This is a genomic window from Paenibacillus sp. FSL H7-0940 (assembly GCF_037979415.1).
GTDB lineage: Bacteria > Bacillota > Bacilli > Paenibacillales > Paenibacillaceae > Paenibacillus > Paenibacillus amylolyticus.
Window position 1 is genome coordinate 4,621,954 of record NZ_CP150280.1, and the last position, 15,224, is coordinate 4,637,177.

Annotated in this window: 8 protein-coding genes; 3 read left to right on the plus strand and 5 right to left on the minus strand. The window is 48.4% G+C overall.

Translation table 11 applies throughout. From position 1 onward, the window contains the following. Nucleotides 1-304 precede the first annotated feature (304 nt). The 4 genes from MHB71_RS20475 to nirB all read right to left on the minus strand — a co-directional run bounded on the left by MHB71_RS20475 (nt 305) and on the right by nirB (nt 10,388). Nucleotides 305-5,275 carry a DUF4132 domain-containing protein gene (locus MHB71_RS20475; RefSeq protein WP_340027474.1) on the minus strand — a complete coding sequence of 1,657 codons (4,971 nt, stop codon included), beginning with the start codon at nt 5,273-5,275 and terminating at the stop codon, nt 305-307. A 24-nt stretch (nt 5,276-5,299) separates the two neighbouring features. Next, nucleotides 5,300-5,719 carry a hypothetical protein gene (locus MHB71_RS20480; RefSeq protein WP_047841712.1) on the minus strand — a complete coding sequence of 140 codons (420 nt, stop codon included), beginning with the start codon at nt 5,717-5,719 and terminating at the stop codon, nt 5,300-5,302. A 331-nt stretch (nt 5,720-6,050) separates the two neighbouring features. After that, nucleotides 6,051-8,183, minus strand: a complete 2,133-nt coding sequence (locus MHB71_RS20485) for a molybdopterin oxidoreductase family protein (RefSeq protein ID WP_340027476.1) — start codon at nt 8,181-8,183, stop codon at nt 6,051-6,053. Nucleotides 8,184-8,204: 21 nt separating this feature from the next. Next, nucleotides 8,205-10,388, minus strand: a complete 2,184-nt coding sequence (gene nirB / locus MHB71_RS20490; protein WP_340027477.1) for a nitrite reductase large subunit NirB — start codon at nt 10,386-10,388, stop codon at nt 8,205-8,207. Between the two features lie 425 nt (nt 10,389-10,813). Between nirB and MHB71_RS20495 the strand changes: the two genes are divergently transcribed. Beyond that, nucleotides 10,814-12,043, plus strand: a complete 1,230-nt coding sequence (locus tag MHB71_RS20495) for a nitrate/nitrite transporter (protein ID WP_047844097.1) — start codon at nt 10,814-10,816, stop codon at nt 12,041-12,043. A gap of 123 nt (nt 12,044-12,166) precedes the next feature. On the opposite strand, the gene fabF is transcribed toward MHB71_RS20495, so the two are convergent. Continuing rightward, the gene (fabF, locus tag MHB71_RS20500) at nt 12,167-13,405 is read right to left on the minus strand and encodes a beta-ketoacyl-ACP synthase II (protein WP_340027478.1); all 1,239 of its coding nucleotides are present in this window, start codon (nt 13,403-13,405) and stop codon (nt 12,167-12,169) included. Nucleotides 13,406-13,543: 138 nt separating this feature from the next. Between fabF and MHB71_RS20505 the strand changes: the two genes are divergently transcribed. Continuing rightward, nucleotides 13,544-14,407, plus strand: a complete 864-nt coding sequence (locus tag MHB71_RS20505) for a helix-turn-helix transcriptional regulator (protein WP_339191409.1) — start codon at nt 13,544-13,546, stop codon at nt 14,405-14,407. Nucleotides 14,408-14,541: 134 nt separating this feature from the next. Next, entirely contained in the window at nt 14,542-15,216 is a 675-nt protein-coding gene (locus MHB71_RS20510; RefSeq protein WP_076253483.1) for a response regulator transcription factor, read from the plus strand. Nucleotides 15,217-15,224 lie beyond the last annotated feature (8 nt).

Genomic DNA, 15,224 nt, shown 5'->3' on the forward strand with positions numbered 1-15,224 from the left:
CGATCAACCAATTAATGCAATTAATTATCAGATTAAGGAATATGTCGACACACTCTGGGTCCTAAGTCTATTTGAAAACGGAACCAATCCGGTCCATTGAAATATCCAAAAATATAAAAGCAACTGAGGTCCCTTTTAACAGGTTCTTCAGCTGCCTTTATGTTGGAATTGCTCCATATTGTTCACTTTCCATCCATGATTCTTGTTCTACACTCGTTATATTGAGATTCGAAGTTACATTGAAATCGGAGTAGCAAATAAAAAACCGCCCCAAGAGGGACGGCTCACTTCTGTTCAATCACTTCTAGTTCTGTAACTGTGCAAGAATCTGCGGGTCCTTGATCTTTTTATCTTCGGCGAGCAACATCACCTTGGACAAAATCTCAGCTGTTCTCGGATCTTCATCGAGGAATGGCAGGAAGATTCGACCCCGATGCTGACTGTGCACCGGAACAATATGAAGTGCACCTGTTGCTTGTTTAAACACATTACCACTCCCCAGATGAACAGCATACTCACCCAATTCACCATCAATTCGTGCGTAATTCCCGTCCAAACGTACATTGTCGATCTTCAGCAGACGCAACGACTCGTTCACAATGACGTGACGCATCTCGATTGTTGTCAGGCTGGCTTCCGGATCTACGCCTCCCACATGTGCAACGCTGACCACCAGATCGATATCACGCATAACTTCCGAGAAGAACGTCAGCGGCACATCTTGCAGCGCTACAGGTTTGTAGCTCTTGCGATCGTAGAACTGCACCGTCTCCAAGGTAGGTGCTTCGGTATCTGCTGGTGAGAACCAATCTGCCATAGCATAGAGATTCGCGATCAGATTATGCTCATAACTTACCTTCTGCAGACCTTCCTCATAACTGACAGTCCATTGGCGTCCTTTAAGCAGAGCTACTGCTTTTTTCGGTTGAATCTGATACCCCGCATATCGGCGGGACACCGTACCATTAGCCAATTCGTCCTCGTTAGGAAGATACAGCTCACGGAATACCTGCTTGAACGGCTGACGCTCCTGACGGGTGAACAGATCCCGCTGGAATTCACTCCAGCTTCCGCTCTGATACAGATGAAGCGGATGAGCAATCAACAGTTGATCCTGTTCCGCTAGTGCATGGACCGTACCCTCCGGTCCTGGTGCAACCAAACCATTGGATAATACATCGAATCTTCCCGTCTTGTCACCTGACTGGAATACAAGTGTTCTTACCAGCGGTTGTATAACCGGATTTTGCATCAGACTGGCAATTTCCTGACGTGTAAAGGATGTTCCTGCAGTCATCGAACGTTCCAGCTCCTGTCGTGCCCGGCGATACTGATCCACCAGATCCGATTTCAGCTCTTTCAGTTCAGCGATATATCCATCTTTTTTAAACCGGGCAGGTACAGATTTGAGTGTCTTCCCTTTGCTAACGATAACCATCTCGGGTTGGCCTTCCTCATCAATGATCAATTGTGCTGTCGTGTCAGCATCTAATGCATGAGGTTCAAAGAAGGATTTCATCTCATCCAACTTACGTGCTTCCATGTCCCACATCAGCCGCGTAACATCGGCATAACCTGCATTACGAGCAAGATTGCCCAGTGCAATCTGTGATGCCACACCTTCACTGGCACGGCGTTGTGCACCGAATTGTTTGCTCTGCATCAGGAACTTCTGAATGAAGTCGTATCGCTCACGCAGATCCTGTTCTCGATTAGCTGCGAATGGGATCAGGCTGTAGGTTAACAAATGATCCTTGTTTCGCTTGTCTGACACGGACTCACGCATATCGTCCAGTCGAAGCTTACCCAGTGCAGCATCTGCGAACAATTGGGATCTGCGGTGGTTGGATCCCCCGGAAATGTACTTGGCACAATCGTATAACAGATTGAACCGTTCCTCCCCGACAGCAGCATAGGCCTCTTCAAACCAAGCGATATCAAACGCACCTTCATTAAAGTCCTGTGGTGAGATTGGAGAATAGTGGGCCACGATGGTTTCTTTCTCGGCAGTAAAGCGTTCATTAATATGGGCATGGAAGTACCAGGCTGCACTGCGTAGACCTTCCCATCCCAGATGTTTCGCTACAATCTCCATCCACTGCGGGGCGTACATGGCTGCTTCCAGCAATTTTTTCTCATTCACCGGATACTTCTGGAGCAATTCTCCAAGACGATTCTCATCTTCTCCATCCCGTGGATGACAATTCTGAATTAAATAGCTAAACGTCTCTTTACGTGTTGTGTTGTCTCCATAACTATAGATATATCCACGGACAAATGTATCCTGATCCATCGCAGAGACCAGATGTACCCAGTGTTCCATGCCTTCAATTCGTTCCAGTTTCATGGCAAGTGTACTTACTTCTGTAGAGAGTTCTCCCCGGGTCAGCTCGATCTCCAGAATCCGATTAACGACCGTATCCCGTAAATGAATCAGCTTGGGATCACTTGCGATCACTTCTGTACGAGTGGATGTTAAGTCCCGAATAAACAACTGACGATTCCCACCGACCAGCACCTGTCGATATATCTCTTGATCATCTATCAGGTTCAACTGGTATGCACGCAGGAAATCTTCAAGTGACAGTAAAGACAGCGGTTGACTACTCTCTACAAGACTGGTGAACTGGTAAGCTGTCTGGAAGAAACGTTTGAAGCTGTTATCGTCATGGATTTTGCCACGAACTACATAATTCCAAGGTCCAGTCAGAATATGAAGCATGCCTGACTCTTTTTCGAGTCGATCAGCAGGCATACTTGCGATGATGGAGGCCCAGGTTTTCTCAGCTATTTCAAACGTGTCGATCGGATCGCTATCCTGAAATGCCGCCGATATCAGTGCCACTACCTGATCCTTATACGTTAACGAATCCAGCATCTGCTGCAGCTTTTCGATGTCATCCAGAGGATAGATCTGTTCGGCAAACGACTTGCGCCAGCCTTCCAATAACGGAATCTTATGCAATTCGTCATAGTCATACTGCTCACGGAAATAGCTGTAATGGTCGCTCAAATTGCCATTGAACTCCCGGAGCTGTATAGCCATGTATAGCTGCATCAGTTCCACACTGCTGAACCCGGCATGTTGAATATAGTTCTCCCATACGTCATGAAGTGGGAACTGTTCCATCTGCTTCATTTCATTCCGCTCTCCATATGGAACCTTGGAGCGAAGACTCGCTCCGACTAACAATGTGTCTTTATAGCCAGCGTAGTATTCCACTTGATACTCATAATCCCTGTGTTCATGCACTAATTCACTAAGTCCCTCCAGAAATGGTCTGGTCTTATCCAGAGAGAATGTAAAGATATCCTTCGGATTATGGCCCTTGAGATCACGCTTCTCATCCAGCAATGGCTCACGTCGCTTCGAATCAAATAAACCAAATCCATTAGAAACTGTGTAACGACTCCCCTGATCAGTCAGTTTATCCAGTAGTTTCTGTTCCTTGGCAGTGGGTGTCTCAATCAGCTGCGCCAATGGCTGCAATTGCTCCTGCTGATCTATCCGCTCTGGATCTGCCGCAATCTCGGTCAATAATTCTAGCGCACCCAAGCGCTGCAGTTCACTCTTGGCCTGCAAAAGTCGCTTCAGCGAGATCGCCAATTGGTCCACGGGTTGCAGTAACAATACATGAATGACCTTCTGACGAAGTGAGCCTGTTTTGAGCTTCATCAACGCCTCCATCTGTTTCATCTCATCAACCGTCAACGTGAGCAGCTTCGCTTTGGCGAGTGCACTCTCCCGATTACTGATGCTTTTATCAGACAAACTCTCAAACACAAACTGTCTTTGCACCTCATTATCGGGATGCTGAACAAACTGGGACAACAGTTCTCCGCGCAGTTCCGGGCTTAAACGGTCCTTGATTGCGATGACCTCCCCGATCCATTCCGGGTCCATATCATAAGCGGCCAAATATAACATTTTCTTGACTACATCATCCGTATCAATCCGGTAGTGAACATACTCAAGTACACCCGATGGTCCACCTGACCCACCTTTTGGAATGGCATCCAGCATCTGTTTGAACCGATCAAAATCCTGACGCCGCAAGCCCTTATCTCCAAGAGCAGGCAATGGCCACACGTAGACGCTACGCTGATTCTCTCCATTCTCGAAACTCCAGTTGTACATATACATCGCATCATAGTTGGTCACAATCCAGTGCATCAACTCGGTATCCTGCGCCTCCAGATAACGACGTGCAATGTCCAAACGAAGCTCCCTGTTCCGGCTGTTAGCCAGTACATATTGAGCAACAATCTTCTGATATAACTGACCTTGATCCATAATCTCGATTATCTTGCTCTTCAATTCATTCTCTTCAATGACCGCTGTCGCCCAAAGACTGATAAAGAGTTTGTTGGCGTTAGCTTCCTGCTGCCAGGCCTCGCGTACTTCTGGTTGCACAAGCGCCTGATAGGCCTGTTCAATCAACTGTGCGGCAACACGCTGGTTGGCTGCTTCTATACCGATCCCCGTCCATACGGCAAGCGCTCTTACCACGGAACTGAAGCGAATCAGGTTGTTGTCGATAATGATTTTTAATATGTAAATATAGGCTTCCAGTGTCCCTTCATCCATCCGCTCCACAATGCTTTGGCGCAGCCCTTCCTGCAACCTTGCTGCAACTAGCAGCTGACCCACCATCTGATAGGCATCCGCCTGATCACTCATGAATATACCTTTGATCATTTCATGGGTTAACAGCGCCGTCTGATTGTCACCATAGATAACATCATGCAGCGCCTGCTTCATATCTCCGCCCTGATGATCCAGTTCATAAGCGATACAATCCGCCAGGACCCAACGGATCTCATGCAAATAATCCAGCTTGTACTCACGAAGTGACACATATTCTTCCAGCGAGAAATTTTTCATTTCCATACGGAACAATCCCATCAGTTTACGGATGACTTGTTCTACATGCTGCTCCGGATCGGATGTGCGGAAAGGGCGGCGTTCATAGTTGTTACTGTATGGGAAACGAGTCGCACGCTCTGCAATATAACGGAATCGTGCAACCAATGACTCGCTCGCCAGATGCTGGAGCACATCCAATAGTGGCTCGAATAATGGTTTCTGCGTTTCTGCAGCCAGCCTTCCAAGCAACTTATCAGTATTCAAAAACATCTTTTCGTCTCCACGTAAATACGTAGACCCGGCGATCTCCACAACATAGCCTGCCAGCTCAAGCTGTACCCCTGTTAACGACTTGGCTCTTTCCTGCAATCCATCCATATACACCTGTACTTGCTCTTCCTGATTCATCCTGTTCTCCTCCTTCATCGTTCTCTACCACAGACGCCCGGCTAGCATTGTAAAACGAATAAACACCACGTTATCTCCGTCTTTTACAACAAGCGACTCATCCAGCTCCTGCAATTCTTCATCGTTGAGAAATACTTTATATAACCCATCCTCATAGGCGGTTATAGCTGTCTCCATCGCAACATTCAGATCAGGAACACCCTCATTGTATACTGCGCCAAACCCAACTTTCCCCACCGCTCCTTGTGTCTCAATCTCATCCGGCATCAGGTAGGCGAGCAATTCTGCCTGTTGTTTCTTGTCCTGAAGAGCTTTTACTTGTAGAGCCACCATGTTCTCAATGAGCTGCCTTAACGTATGAGTTGTTTCCGGAAGTTCGGCAGCTTGCTTGGCAAGTACCGGCTTGCGCTTGCCCAGACTTTTTACCGTTATCCATACATTCACTGCATTACCTCCATTGTCCTGCTCTATTTGAAGAAGCTTCCATAAGCCCCGATATCTATACCACGATGCGGAATAACCTAAACTCGAAATGATTATCTGTCTCTAAATAAAATATAAAATACGTACATATGTACCCCTAATGAACATCATAACTAAAATTCAATCCATATTCATGAGCCAATCCTCATGTTTACGTGGAACCACGGAACTAGGGCCTACTTGCGTACATATACGCAAAAAAAGCCGCACAGTGTCATATAAATATGGACTGCGCAGCCGCTAAGCTACCATTAGAACAGTTTATGTCGCCGGTAACCTGTAATTTTATGAGTCATCTCGCCAGACGCAACGGTCGAATGGTTACAGCTGCTGTCTTGAAGCCAGGCATCCGACAGAACGGATCTAGCTCTGGTCTGGTGGCCCGATTCACATTCTGAATGCCGCCCCAATGCATCGGCACGAACAAGGTATCCTCCCGAATGGAATCCTTGATGCGCGAACGAACCGTGAAGCTTCCGTACGTCGATTGAATCTCTACCCACTCTCCATCGTGAATACGATAACGGGCAGCGGTAGCCGGGTGAAGTTCAACAAAGTTCTCCAATTCACGAGTTGCCAGTGCCGGACTTCGATGTGTCTGCACCCCTGTAAGATAATGAGGCAGCACACGCCCATTGGTGAGAATTAAGGGGAACTCCGAAGATATATCATTCCAGCCCGGGCTGGATTCAAATGTGAACGCCGCTTTGCCGTCCGGGTAAGCGAATCGTTCACCGAACAGCAGTCCTTCTCCCTGATCTTCGAGGGCAGAACACGGCCAGTATACCCCTTTCTCGTTACGCAAACGCTCATAGGTAATGCCATAGTAATCAGCGACTCCGCCGCGGCTCGCCACCCGAAGCTCATTAAAGATATCCTCAGCAGTGTCATATTCAAAGTAAGAAGCTTTACCCAATTGCGCGGCAATCCGGCATAATATATCCCAATCATCAAGCGTTTCTCCCGGTGCAGGCCGCCCCTGTTCACGGAGCAGAACACGCCCCTCCAGATTGGTCAGTGTACCTTCATTCTCCATATAAGATGTAACCGGCAGAATCAGATCAGCTATGCGTGCTGTCTCCGACAGGAACATATCTGCCACGATCAGAAAGTCCAGCTTGCGCAGACCTTCTTCCACCAAACGCACATTGGGGTTGGATACGACCGGGTTGGAGCCCATTACAAGCAACGCCCGAATCTCCTGATCATGGACCTTCTCCATCATCTCGTAGGCGGATACCCCTTTGCCTGGCAAACTTGCAGGTTCCACGCCCCAGACGGATGCCACATAGGCACGATCGGCTTCATTTTCAATGGATCGATAGCCCGGCAGCTGGTCAGCCTTCTGCCCATGCTCCCGTCCGCCCTGCCCATTGCCTTGACCTGTGATGGCACCATATCCGCAGCCTTCTCTACCAATTTTGCCAGTTGCCAGCACCAGGTTCAAAAAGTGTCTCACTGCCATATGTCCATCCGTCTGCTGCTCCACACCACGTGCTGTCATGATCATGCCTGTCTCTGCCTCACCGTATGTCATCGCCGCCTGACGAATCAGCGCCAGATCAACCCCGCACGCTTTTGCCGCCTGTTCGAGTTGCAGATCAGCCAACCCTTGTATCAATTGATCGTAACCATGCGTTCGTTCGTCTATAAAATGAGGGTTCACCAATCCGGCATCCATAATCACCTTCAACATGGTATCCGCCAGCAGAGCATCCATGCCAGGCTTCACCTGCAAATGAAGGTCGGCAATGGCAGCGGTTGCCGTCTTGCGTGGATCAATAACGATAACGAAGGCTCCATTCTCCTTCGCTTGATTGAAGTATGGCAGAAGGGTAGGTTGGCATTCTGCAATATTGGTACCTGCGAGTACTATACAACCTGCCTTGGGAATATCGGACAGACGGAACGTCAATCCACGGTCCATCCCAAACACTTTACTGCCAGCTGAAGCCGCAGCTGACATGCAGAACCGTCCATTATAGTCGATATATTTTGTCCCCAATGCAACTCTGGCAAACTTGCCGAGCAGATAGGCTGTTTCATTTGTCAGAGATCCGCCTCCGTATACTCCGACCGTATCTGCTCCGTATAAATCCTTCAAGTCCTGGAACCGCTCTGCGATGGTCTGAATGGCCTCCTTCCAGGAACAGGGTTCAAGCTCGCCATTACGACGAATGAGCGGATGCATTAATCGTTGACCACTGAGTGCATGTTGATGAGCATTCATACCCTTCACACACAACCTGCCCTGAGAGGCTTCATTCGGAACACCCTGAACCGTATACTCACCACGACGCTGGCCTGCAACAGGTGCAGCCAGTTCTTCAACAGTCATCTTGCACTGCACACTGCAATACGGACACTGGGTCTCCTTTACATACAGCTTGGAGGCTGCTGGTTCTGAACTCACGGATAATCCCATCTTTCCATCTCCGCCTTTCATCTATATATCAGCTTGAAGTGTAGCTGCAAGTTCCTTCTGTAACTGGTCATCCAGCAGCGTTTCCCGAATCGACATGAATCCCAATCGTTCCGTCCATGCCCATAACGGCTCATCATACCAAGCGGTTTGGCGATACCATTGAAGGCAGGCTGATGCAAGTGTGGCCGCTTGCACCTCTGTTTCAGCCACGCCGAGCAAGCCACCTTGTTTGACCGGATGCTCTGCATGACCGCCTGCATAGATCTCCCACCCAGCTGGTGAAGCCAGCAAGCCAATATCCTGCACCAGTGCGCTCACCAACGAACCGGGCCCTGGTGCAACTCCCATATTCACCGGCGACGGCATTGCAGCGCCGATCCAACTCGCACGAAGCTGTGCAGCCAGCCCCCTGGCATCTCTTGCATAGGATGAAAGCGGGATCTGATCATCCCAGCGCACCTGAACCTCTGAGTGACCTTCGATCTCATCATCCCTTGAAAGTTCAGCCTGATTTCCATTCCGTTTAAATATCCGATATTCCGTATTCATGATCTCTCTGTCATTAATCGATCGATTGGATACCTGTAAGTAATAATGAATTACGGGGCGACATACCGCGCAGCCATGTTCCGAACCCCAACCCAGCTTCTGCAAGATCAAAGATATGTCTGGTAGCACTGTCTCCAGAACAACGATGTCAGCCAGTATTTCCTTCAGTTCTGCATGCCCAAGCGCCGTACAACTGCACACAGGCATTGGAGCAGGTTTGTCTGGTGTGCCTACCACGCCAGTACCCCCGTTATTTTTCAGGTTATGCGTATGTTTCAACAGAGCAGCCACCATCGGGCGACAGCCACCGCATGAACCTGACGCCTTGGTCTGCTCCTTCACCTGATCTGCCGTTTCGAGACCCTGTTCCTGAATGGCCTTCATTATCGCAGCCTTGGTCACATTGTTGCAGGCACATACGGTCTCCTGAGCCGGTAATGCCGCAGCAGCCATCTCAGCCGGGTCCGGAGCCCCTTCACGCGGAGCCAATTCCGCCACATCTGCGCCCCGTTGCACAAGTCCAAGCAATGCCGTTCCTTCGGTTGTATCTCCAAATAAAATGGCTCCACGCACTTTGCCAGCCTGCATCAGCACTTTTTTATATGTGCCTTGAATGCCATCCAGATGTTGAATTGCGGTCTGCATGCCTTCCCCACTGATCTCACCCGCTGAGAAAACATCAACCCCCGATACCTTCAACTGTGAGTAGGGAATAGATCCTTTGTATTCAGGCGTTTCCTGTCCACAGAGCGTACGTGCGAGCACCTTTCCCTGTTCGTATAAGGGGGCCACCAGACCATAACTGATTCCCCGATGTTCAGCACATTCCCCAACTGCGTAGATATCCGGTACACTGGTGCGCATATAGTCATCTACCATAATTGCCCGATTGGTTGCGATTCCACTTCGTCTGGCCAGGTCCACATTTGGCCGAATTCCTACAGCGACAATGACAACCTGTGCTTCAAGTTTGGAACCATCTGTGAACTGAAGGCCCTGAACCTGTGATCGCCCGGTAATTTTCTGCGTATTTTTGGCCAAAAGAAAGGACATACCCTGCCCTTCAAGTTCCTGTTGAAGCATCGTGGCAGCCTTCTGATCCAACTGCCGGTTCATAATGTAAGGTGCGTTATGGACCACCACAGCTTCCATGCCCAGATGCAGCAACCCGCGTGCAGCCTCCAGCCCAAGCAATCCACCACCAATGACGGCGGCCTTGCGATATATTTTGGAATAATCAGACATGCGCGTACAATCATCAATCGTTCGGAAGGACATGACCCGCTCTTTATCAATTCCCGGAATCGGTGGGATAAAAGGTGAAGACCCTGTCGCCAGAATCAGGACATCATAGGTTTCTTTTAGTCCGGATTCAGTCTCTATATATTTTCCACGGGTATCAATGCGGTGTACCGTTTCACCTGTACATAGCCGTATATGATGCTCGGCATACCAAGTCCAATCATTGATAATGATATCCTGTAACGAATGCTCACCCTGCAATACTTTTGATAACATGATCCGATTGTAGTTGGGACGGGGTTCATTGCCGTAGATTACAATCTCATACGTATCAGGCTCCAGTGCGATAATCTCTTCGACACACTTCACTCCAGCCATGCCATTCCCGATAATCACCAGTTTGCTTCTACTCATGGGATGCCCCCTATCTCTCTCACCTGAAAATAAACAGAAAAATCCCTTCTCCATGATTCGGAAAAGGGCACCGTTGCCTCCGGAATCCACACGCCTTTGTGTGGATTCATATTAGATTCAGATTAAGGGAATCTCAATCTAATGTCAACTAAATTAACATTAAAAATGCGAATGAAGATAAAAAAATGAATTATTTAAAATTCCATGTAATTTTTGTTGACATATATATTTTCACTTGATTATAATTTGAATCAAAATCACAGTGCTGTGATCAACTCAGATGCGGGAACACAATGACGTGTACCGCCTGTCGGCAACGGGGCCGCAAATCGTTCAGATCTGGACGAATTGCGGCCTTTTTCTGCCTTAACAAGCACATAGACAAATCACGAAGATCTCAATTGGATGAGGAGCGATGATGGATGATGGAGAGCAAAAGTTTTTGGAAAAGCGGGCATAAGCCCACCCTCTTCGGGGCGTTTATGTATTTTGACATCAGTTTTATGATATGGGGGATGCTTGGTCCACTCGCAGTTGTCATAGCGTTGGATTATCCGATGACTCCGCTGGAAAAGGCCAATCTGGTCGCATTGCCTATTCTCGGCGGCTCCATCCTGCGCCTTGTGCTTGGCTTCATGTCTGATTATATTGGTCCGAAACTGACCGCACAGATCGGGATGCTCGTCACCTTAGTTCCTTTGTTACTCGGCTGGTTATGGGTTGACTCTTTAAGCCAACTGTACGTGGTGGCACTCTTGCTTGGTGTCGCAGGCGCCTCCTTTGCTGCTGCGCTACCTCTGGCAGGCCAATGGTATGGCAAGGAGCATCAGGGTCTGGCCATGGGTATTGCCGGGGCGGGTAACAGCGGAACCGTACTTGCGACGTTGTTTGCCAATCGCTTGGCTACGCATTTTGGCAGTTGGGAAGTTGTGTTCGGACTTGCTATTATACCGATTGTTATTGTATTCATTCTCTTTTCTATCTTTGCCAAGAATAGCCCTAACCGGCCTGAACCCAAGAAATTATCCCAATACGGAAGCCTGCTGAAACAAAAAGATGCTTGGGTATTCTGTGCCTTCTATTGTGTGACCTTTGGTGGCTTCGTTGGATTATGTAACTATCTCACCATCTTCTTCAACACCCAGTATGGGCTCTCTCCTGTTCGTGCCGCAGACATTACCACCTTCTGTGTGATCGCAGGCAGTTTCTTCCGGCCTGTAGGGGGTTATCTGGCGGACAAAATTGGCGGAACCCGCATGCTGACTTTCCTGTACACTGGAGCCTGCATCATGTTGATCGGAGTATCCTTCATGCCACCGCTTCCTGTTGTAGTAGTCATGTTGTTCCTCGGTATGATGTGTCTGGGAGCCGGAAATGGCTCCGTGTTCCAACTGGTTCCCCAACGGTTCGGTAACGAAATTGGTCTGATGACAGGTATTGTAGGTGCCGCTGGCGGATTGGGCGGGTATGCACTGCCGCTGATTCTCGGTCAACTGTATAGCAGCTATCAATCCTATACACCAGGTTTTGTCATTCTTAGCCTGATTGCAGCAGCTTCCCTGTTCCTGGTTCTCTTCATGCAATCCCGCTGGCGTGTGAGCTGGTTGAGCCGAGGTAACAAAGGCATGGCGGAATCGACGTCCCTTTCTTCCTGAGCAACCACTCGGCCGTTAAACAATGGTACGGTGTGTGTGGATGATCCCGAAGTCGAAGTAAGCAAAGAACAGCGCAGCCTGATGGGGCTACGCTGTTCTTTCTGCTTAAAGCTGCTTTTCTGCTTAAGATGAATATTTTTGAAGAATAATAACCGCATTATGACCGCCAAAACCAAAGGAATTAGACATCCCAATCCGCAAATCTGCTTTTCTTGCCTCGTTTGGCACATAATCCAGATCACATTCGGGGTCCCTCTGCTCCTGATTGATGGTTGGAGGAATGATGCCATGCCGCAGACTTTGAATAAGTGAGATCGCCTCCGCACCGCCTGCTGCACCAAGCATATGTCCCGTCATGGACTTATTCGCTGTGACCGGAATATCATAGGCACCTGTCCCGAAAAGTTGTTTAATGGCTCTCGTCTCAGACAGATCACCTGCCTCCGTACTGGTGGCATGAGCGTTAATCACATCAATGTCCTCAGGTCCAATCTGAGCTTCTTTCAGTGATGCTTTCATCGCCAGATATGCACCCCGCCCTTCCGGGTGGGTAGCTACCATATGATACGCATCTGAACTGGCACCATATCCAATCACTTCGGCAAGAATATTCGCCCCTCTTGCTAGAGCATGAGACAGTGATTCCACAACCAGAATTCCAGCACCCTCCGCCATGACAAAACCGTCTCTCCCTGCATCAAATGGACGGCTGGCTGCTTGGAACGCTTCATTTCGTGTAGACAACGCTGTCGCATTACCGAAGCTTGCCAGTGACACTTCGGTTACAGCCGCTTCTGTCCCTCCAGCAATAATGACATCGGCTCCGCCATGACGAATTAACCGGAAAGCTTCTCCAATGGCTGTATTTCCAATGGAACAAGCTGTTACTGGCGATAATGTCGGTCCCCAGCAACCAAACCTCATACTGACCATAGCTGCCGCCATATTGGAGATCATCATCGGTACCAGTGTTGGGCTGACTCGCGCAGGTCCCCGATCTGACAGGACCTTGCATTGTTCCATCAATGTCTGGATGCCGCCTATGCCTGAACCAATATATACACCTACCCGTTCACGGTCCATTTCATCCATCACAAGACCCGATTGTGATACAGCCTGATCCGCAGCAGCAACAGCAAATTGAACGAATCGATCCATACGCCTTGCTTCCTTGCGTCCAAAACGCTCTTCACCATCAAAATCACGGACCACTCCTGCGATTCTGGTTTTGTACGAAGCTGTACCAAAATGCTCTATAGGCGATATCCCTGATCTACCCTCAATCAATCCGTTCCAGAATGTATCTACATCATTTCCCAAAGGAGAGATAACTCCCATTCCTGTAATCACGACTCGTTCCATGTCCATCCTCCTTCAGCGCTGTTATCTACCTTACTCTTACGCTCTGCCACTAATAGTGCACTTTTGAATATCCTATTACAAGTTGTCAATTATAATAGTATAATGACTACCATGATAACGAGGATTGAAGGTGATGGATTGAACTACGATGTCAGGTTACAGGCATTGTCCACTTTTCTGAAAACACAGCGTTCCAAAATTTCCCCCGAATCGGTCGGTTTACCCACTGGAAGTCGGAGAAGAACGCCTGGGCTGAGGAGAGAAGAGGTTTCCCAACTGGCAGGAGTGAGTACAACATGGTATACCTGGCTTGAACAAGGTCGGGATATTCAGGTATCCCATTCCGTGTTGGATAACATTGCTTCGGCACTGAGGCTTACTGCCGATGAACGAAAGTATCTGTTTTCGCTCGCCATGGAGCATCATACGGAGCTGCCCACACTAGAAGAAGAACCGGTTCAACTTCACCCTTCTTTGCAGAAAATTTTGCAAGAACTTCACCACTGCCCTACCGTGATCTCGGATCGGCGTTGTTACATTGTCGGCTGGAATGATGCAGCCCGGCATGTTTTTATGGATTTTGAACAGATTGCCCCCGAACAGCGGAATATGATCAGTCTGTTATTTGATCGAAAGGAGTTTCGCAGGCTCGCGGTAAACTGGGAGGATTTTGTTAGCGGATTTCTGGCGATTTTTCGTGCTTACTATGGCCAGTATGTTGATGATGAATGGTATAATTTATTTTTGGATGACATGATGAACAGACATCCCGATTTTCATACCCTTTGGAAACAAAGCAGCGTCAGCAGTGCCCCGGACGTATTAATCGAGTTCAGGCATTCCAAAGCAGGCAAAATGTTGTTTGATCTGACTTCGTTGCAGGTTCAGGGTAGTTCCGATCTGCGATGCAGTGTCTACACCCCTGCGCCAGAGAGCGCTACCGAGCGCAAACTGATGCGCCTGATCGAGCGTGAAACCGATTCACATCTTGGCAAGCATTAAATCGGAGTCTCTCACCTTCTTGGAGTCATGTTAGAGTCTTGACATCCTCATGTTGCATGTTTTAAATATCAGGTATATTAAGTAATCCATGGATCTTAGTCCTTCTACAAGAAGGGGGTTCAGAAAGGAATATCATGACGAAAGTGCTTATCATAGAGGACGACAACATGTTAGGCGATACATTATCCTTGTATTTGCAAGGTGAAGGGTATGATGTTATCCGTGTCGATAACGCAAGAGATGGTCTTCTACAGCTTCAAGCGCGGCCTGATATCCTGCTTCTTGACTTGATGCTCCCTGATTCGGGTAATAAGAATCCTAGTTCTCTCATGCGCCAACATACGGCAATCCCCATCATTGTCATCTCTTCGTTAACCGAGGTTTCTGAGCGGATTCGATCATTAACAGACGGGGCTGATGACTATGTATGTAAGCCTTTCAGCATGCAGGAGCTGAAGGCACGTATTGAGGCCGTATTGCGTCGTTACTCTATATTGAACAGCTCTGTTGTCACTGAACAGGAATCCGGAATATCTCTCGATCTGGCCCGAAGAACTGTTTTGTTGAATAACCAGCGCGTGGAGATGACGTTTTCCGAATTTGAGATCATGAAGCTGTTTATTCTCAATCCTGGCAAAGTCTACAGTCGGTATGCCCTGATCGAAGCCATTCGTGGTATTGATGCCTACATTAATGATCGCACCATCGATGTGCACATTACCAAACTTCGCAAAAAAATTGAGGACAATCCAAAAAACCCCCAATACATTCAAACCATCTGGGGGGTCGGATATAAGTTCACACCTTAATACAACAC

Excerpts from the sequence above, each read along its gene's own strand:
- MHB71_RS20510 (WP_076253483.1), top strand. The coding sequence starts at position 14,542 with ATGACGAAAGTGCTTATCATAGAGGACGACAACATGTTAGGCGATACA.
- fabF (WP_340027478.1), bottom strand. The coding sequence starts at position 13,405 with ATGGAACGAGTCGTGATTACAGGAATGGGAGTTATCTCTCCTTTGGGA.
- nirB (WP_340027477.1), bottom strand. The coding sequence starts at position 10,388 with ATGAGTAGAAGCAAACTGGTGATTATCGGGAATGGCATGGCTGGAGTG.
- MHB71_RS20475 (WP_340027474.1), bottom strand. The coding sequence starts at position 5,275 with ATGAATCAGGAAGAGCAAGTACAGGTGTATATGGATGGATTGCAGGAA.
- MHB71_RS20485 (WP_340027476.1), bottom strand. The coding sequence starts at position 8,183 with ATGGGATTATCCGTGAGTTCAGAACCAGCAGCCTCCAAGCTGTATGTA.
- MHB71_RS20495 (WP_047844097.1), top strand. The coding sequence starts at position 10,814 with ATGGAGAGCAAAAGTTTTTGGAAAAGCGGGCATAAGCCCACCCTCTTC.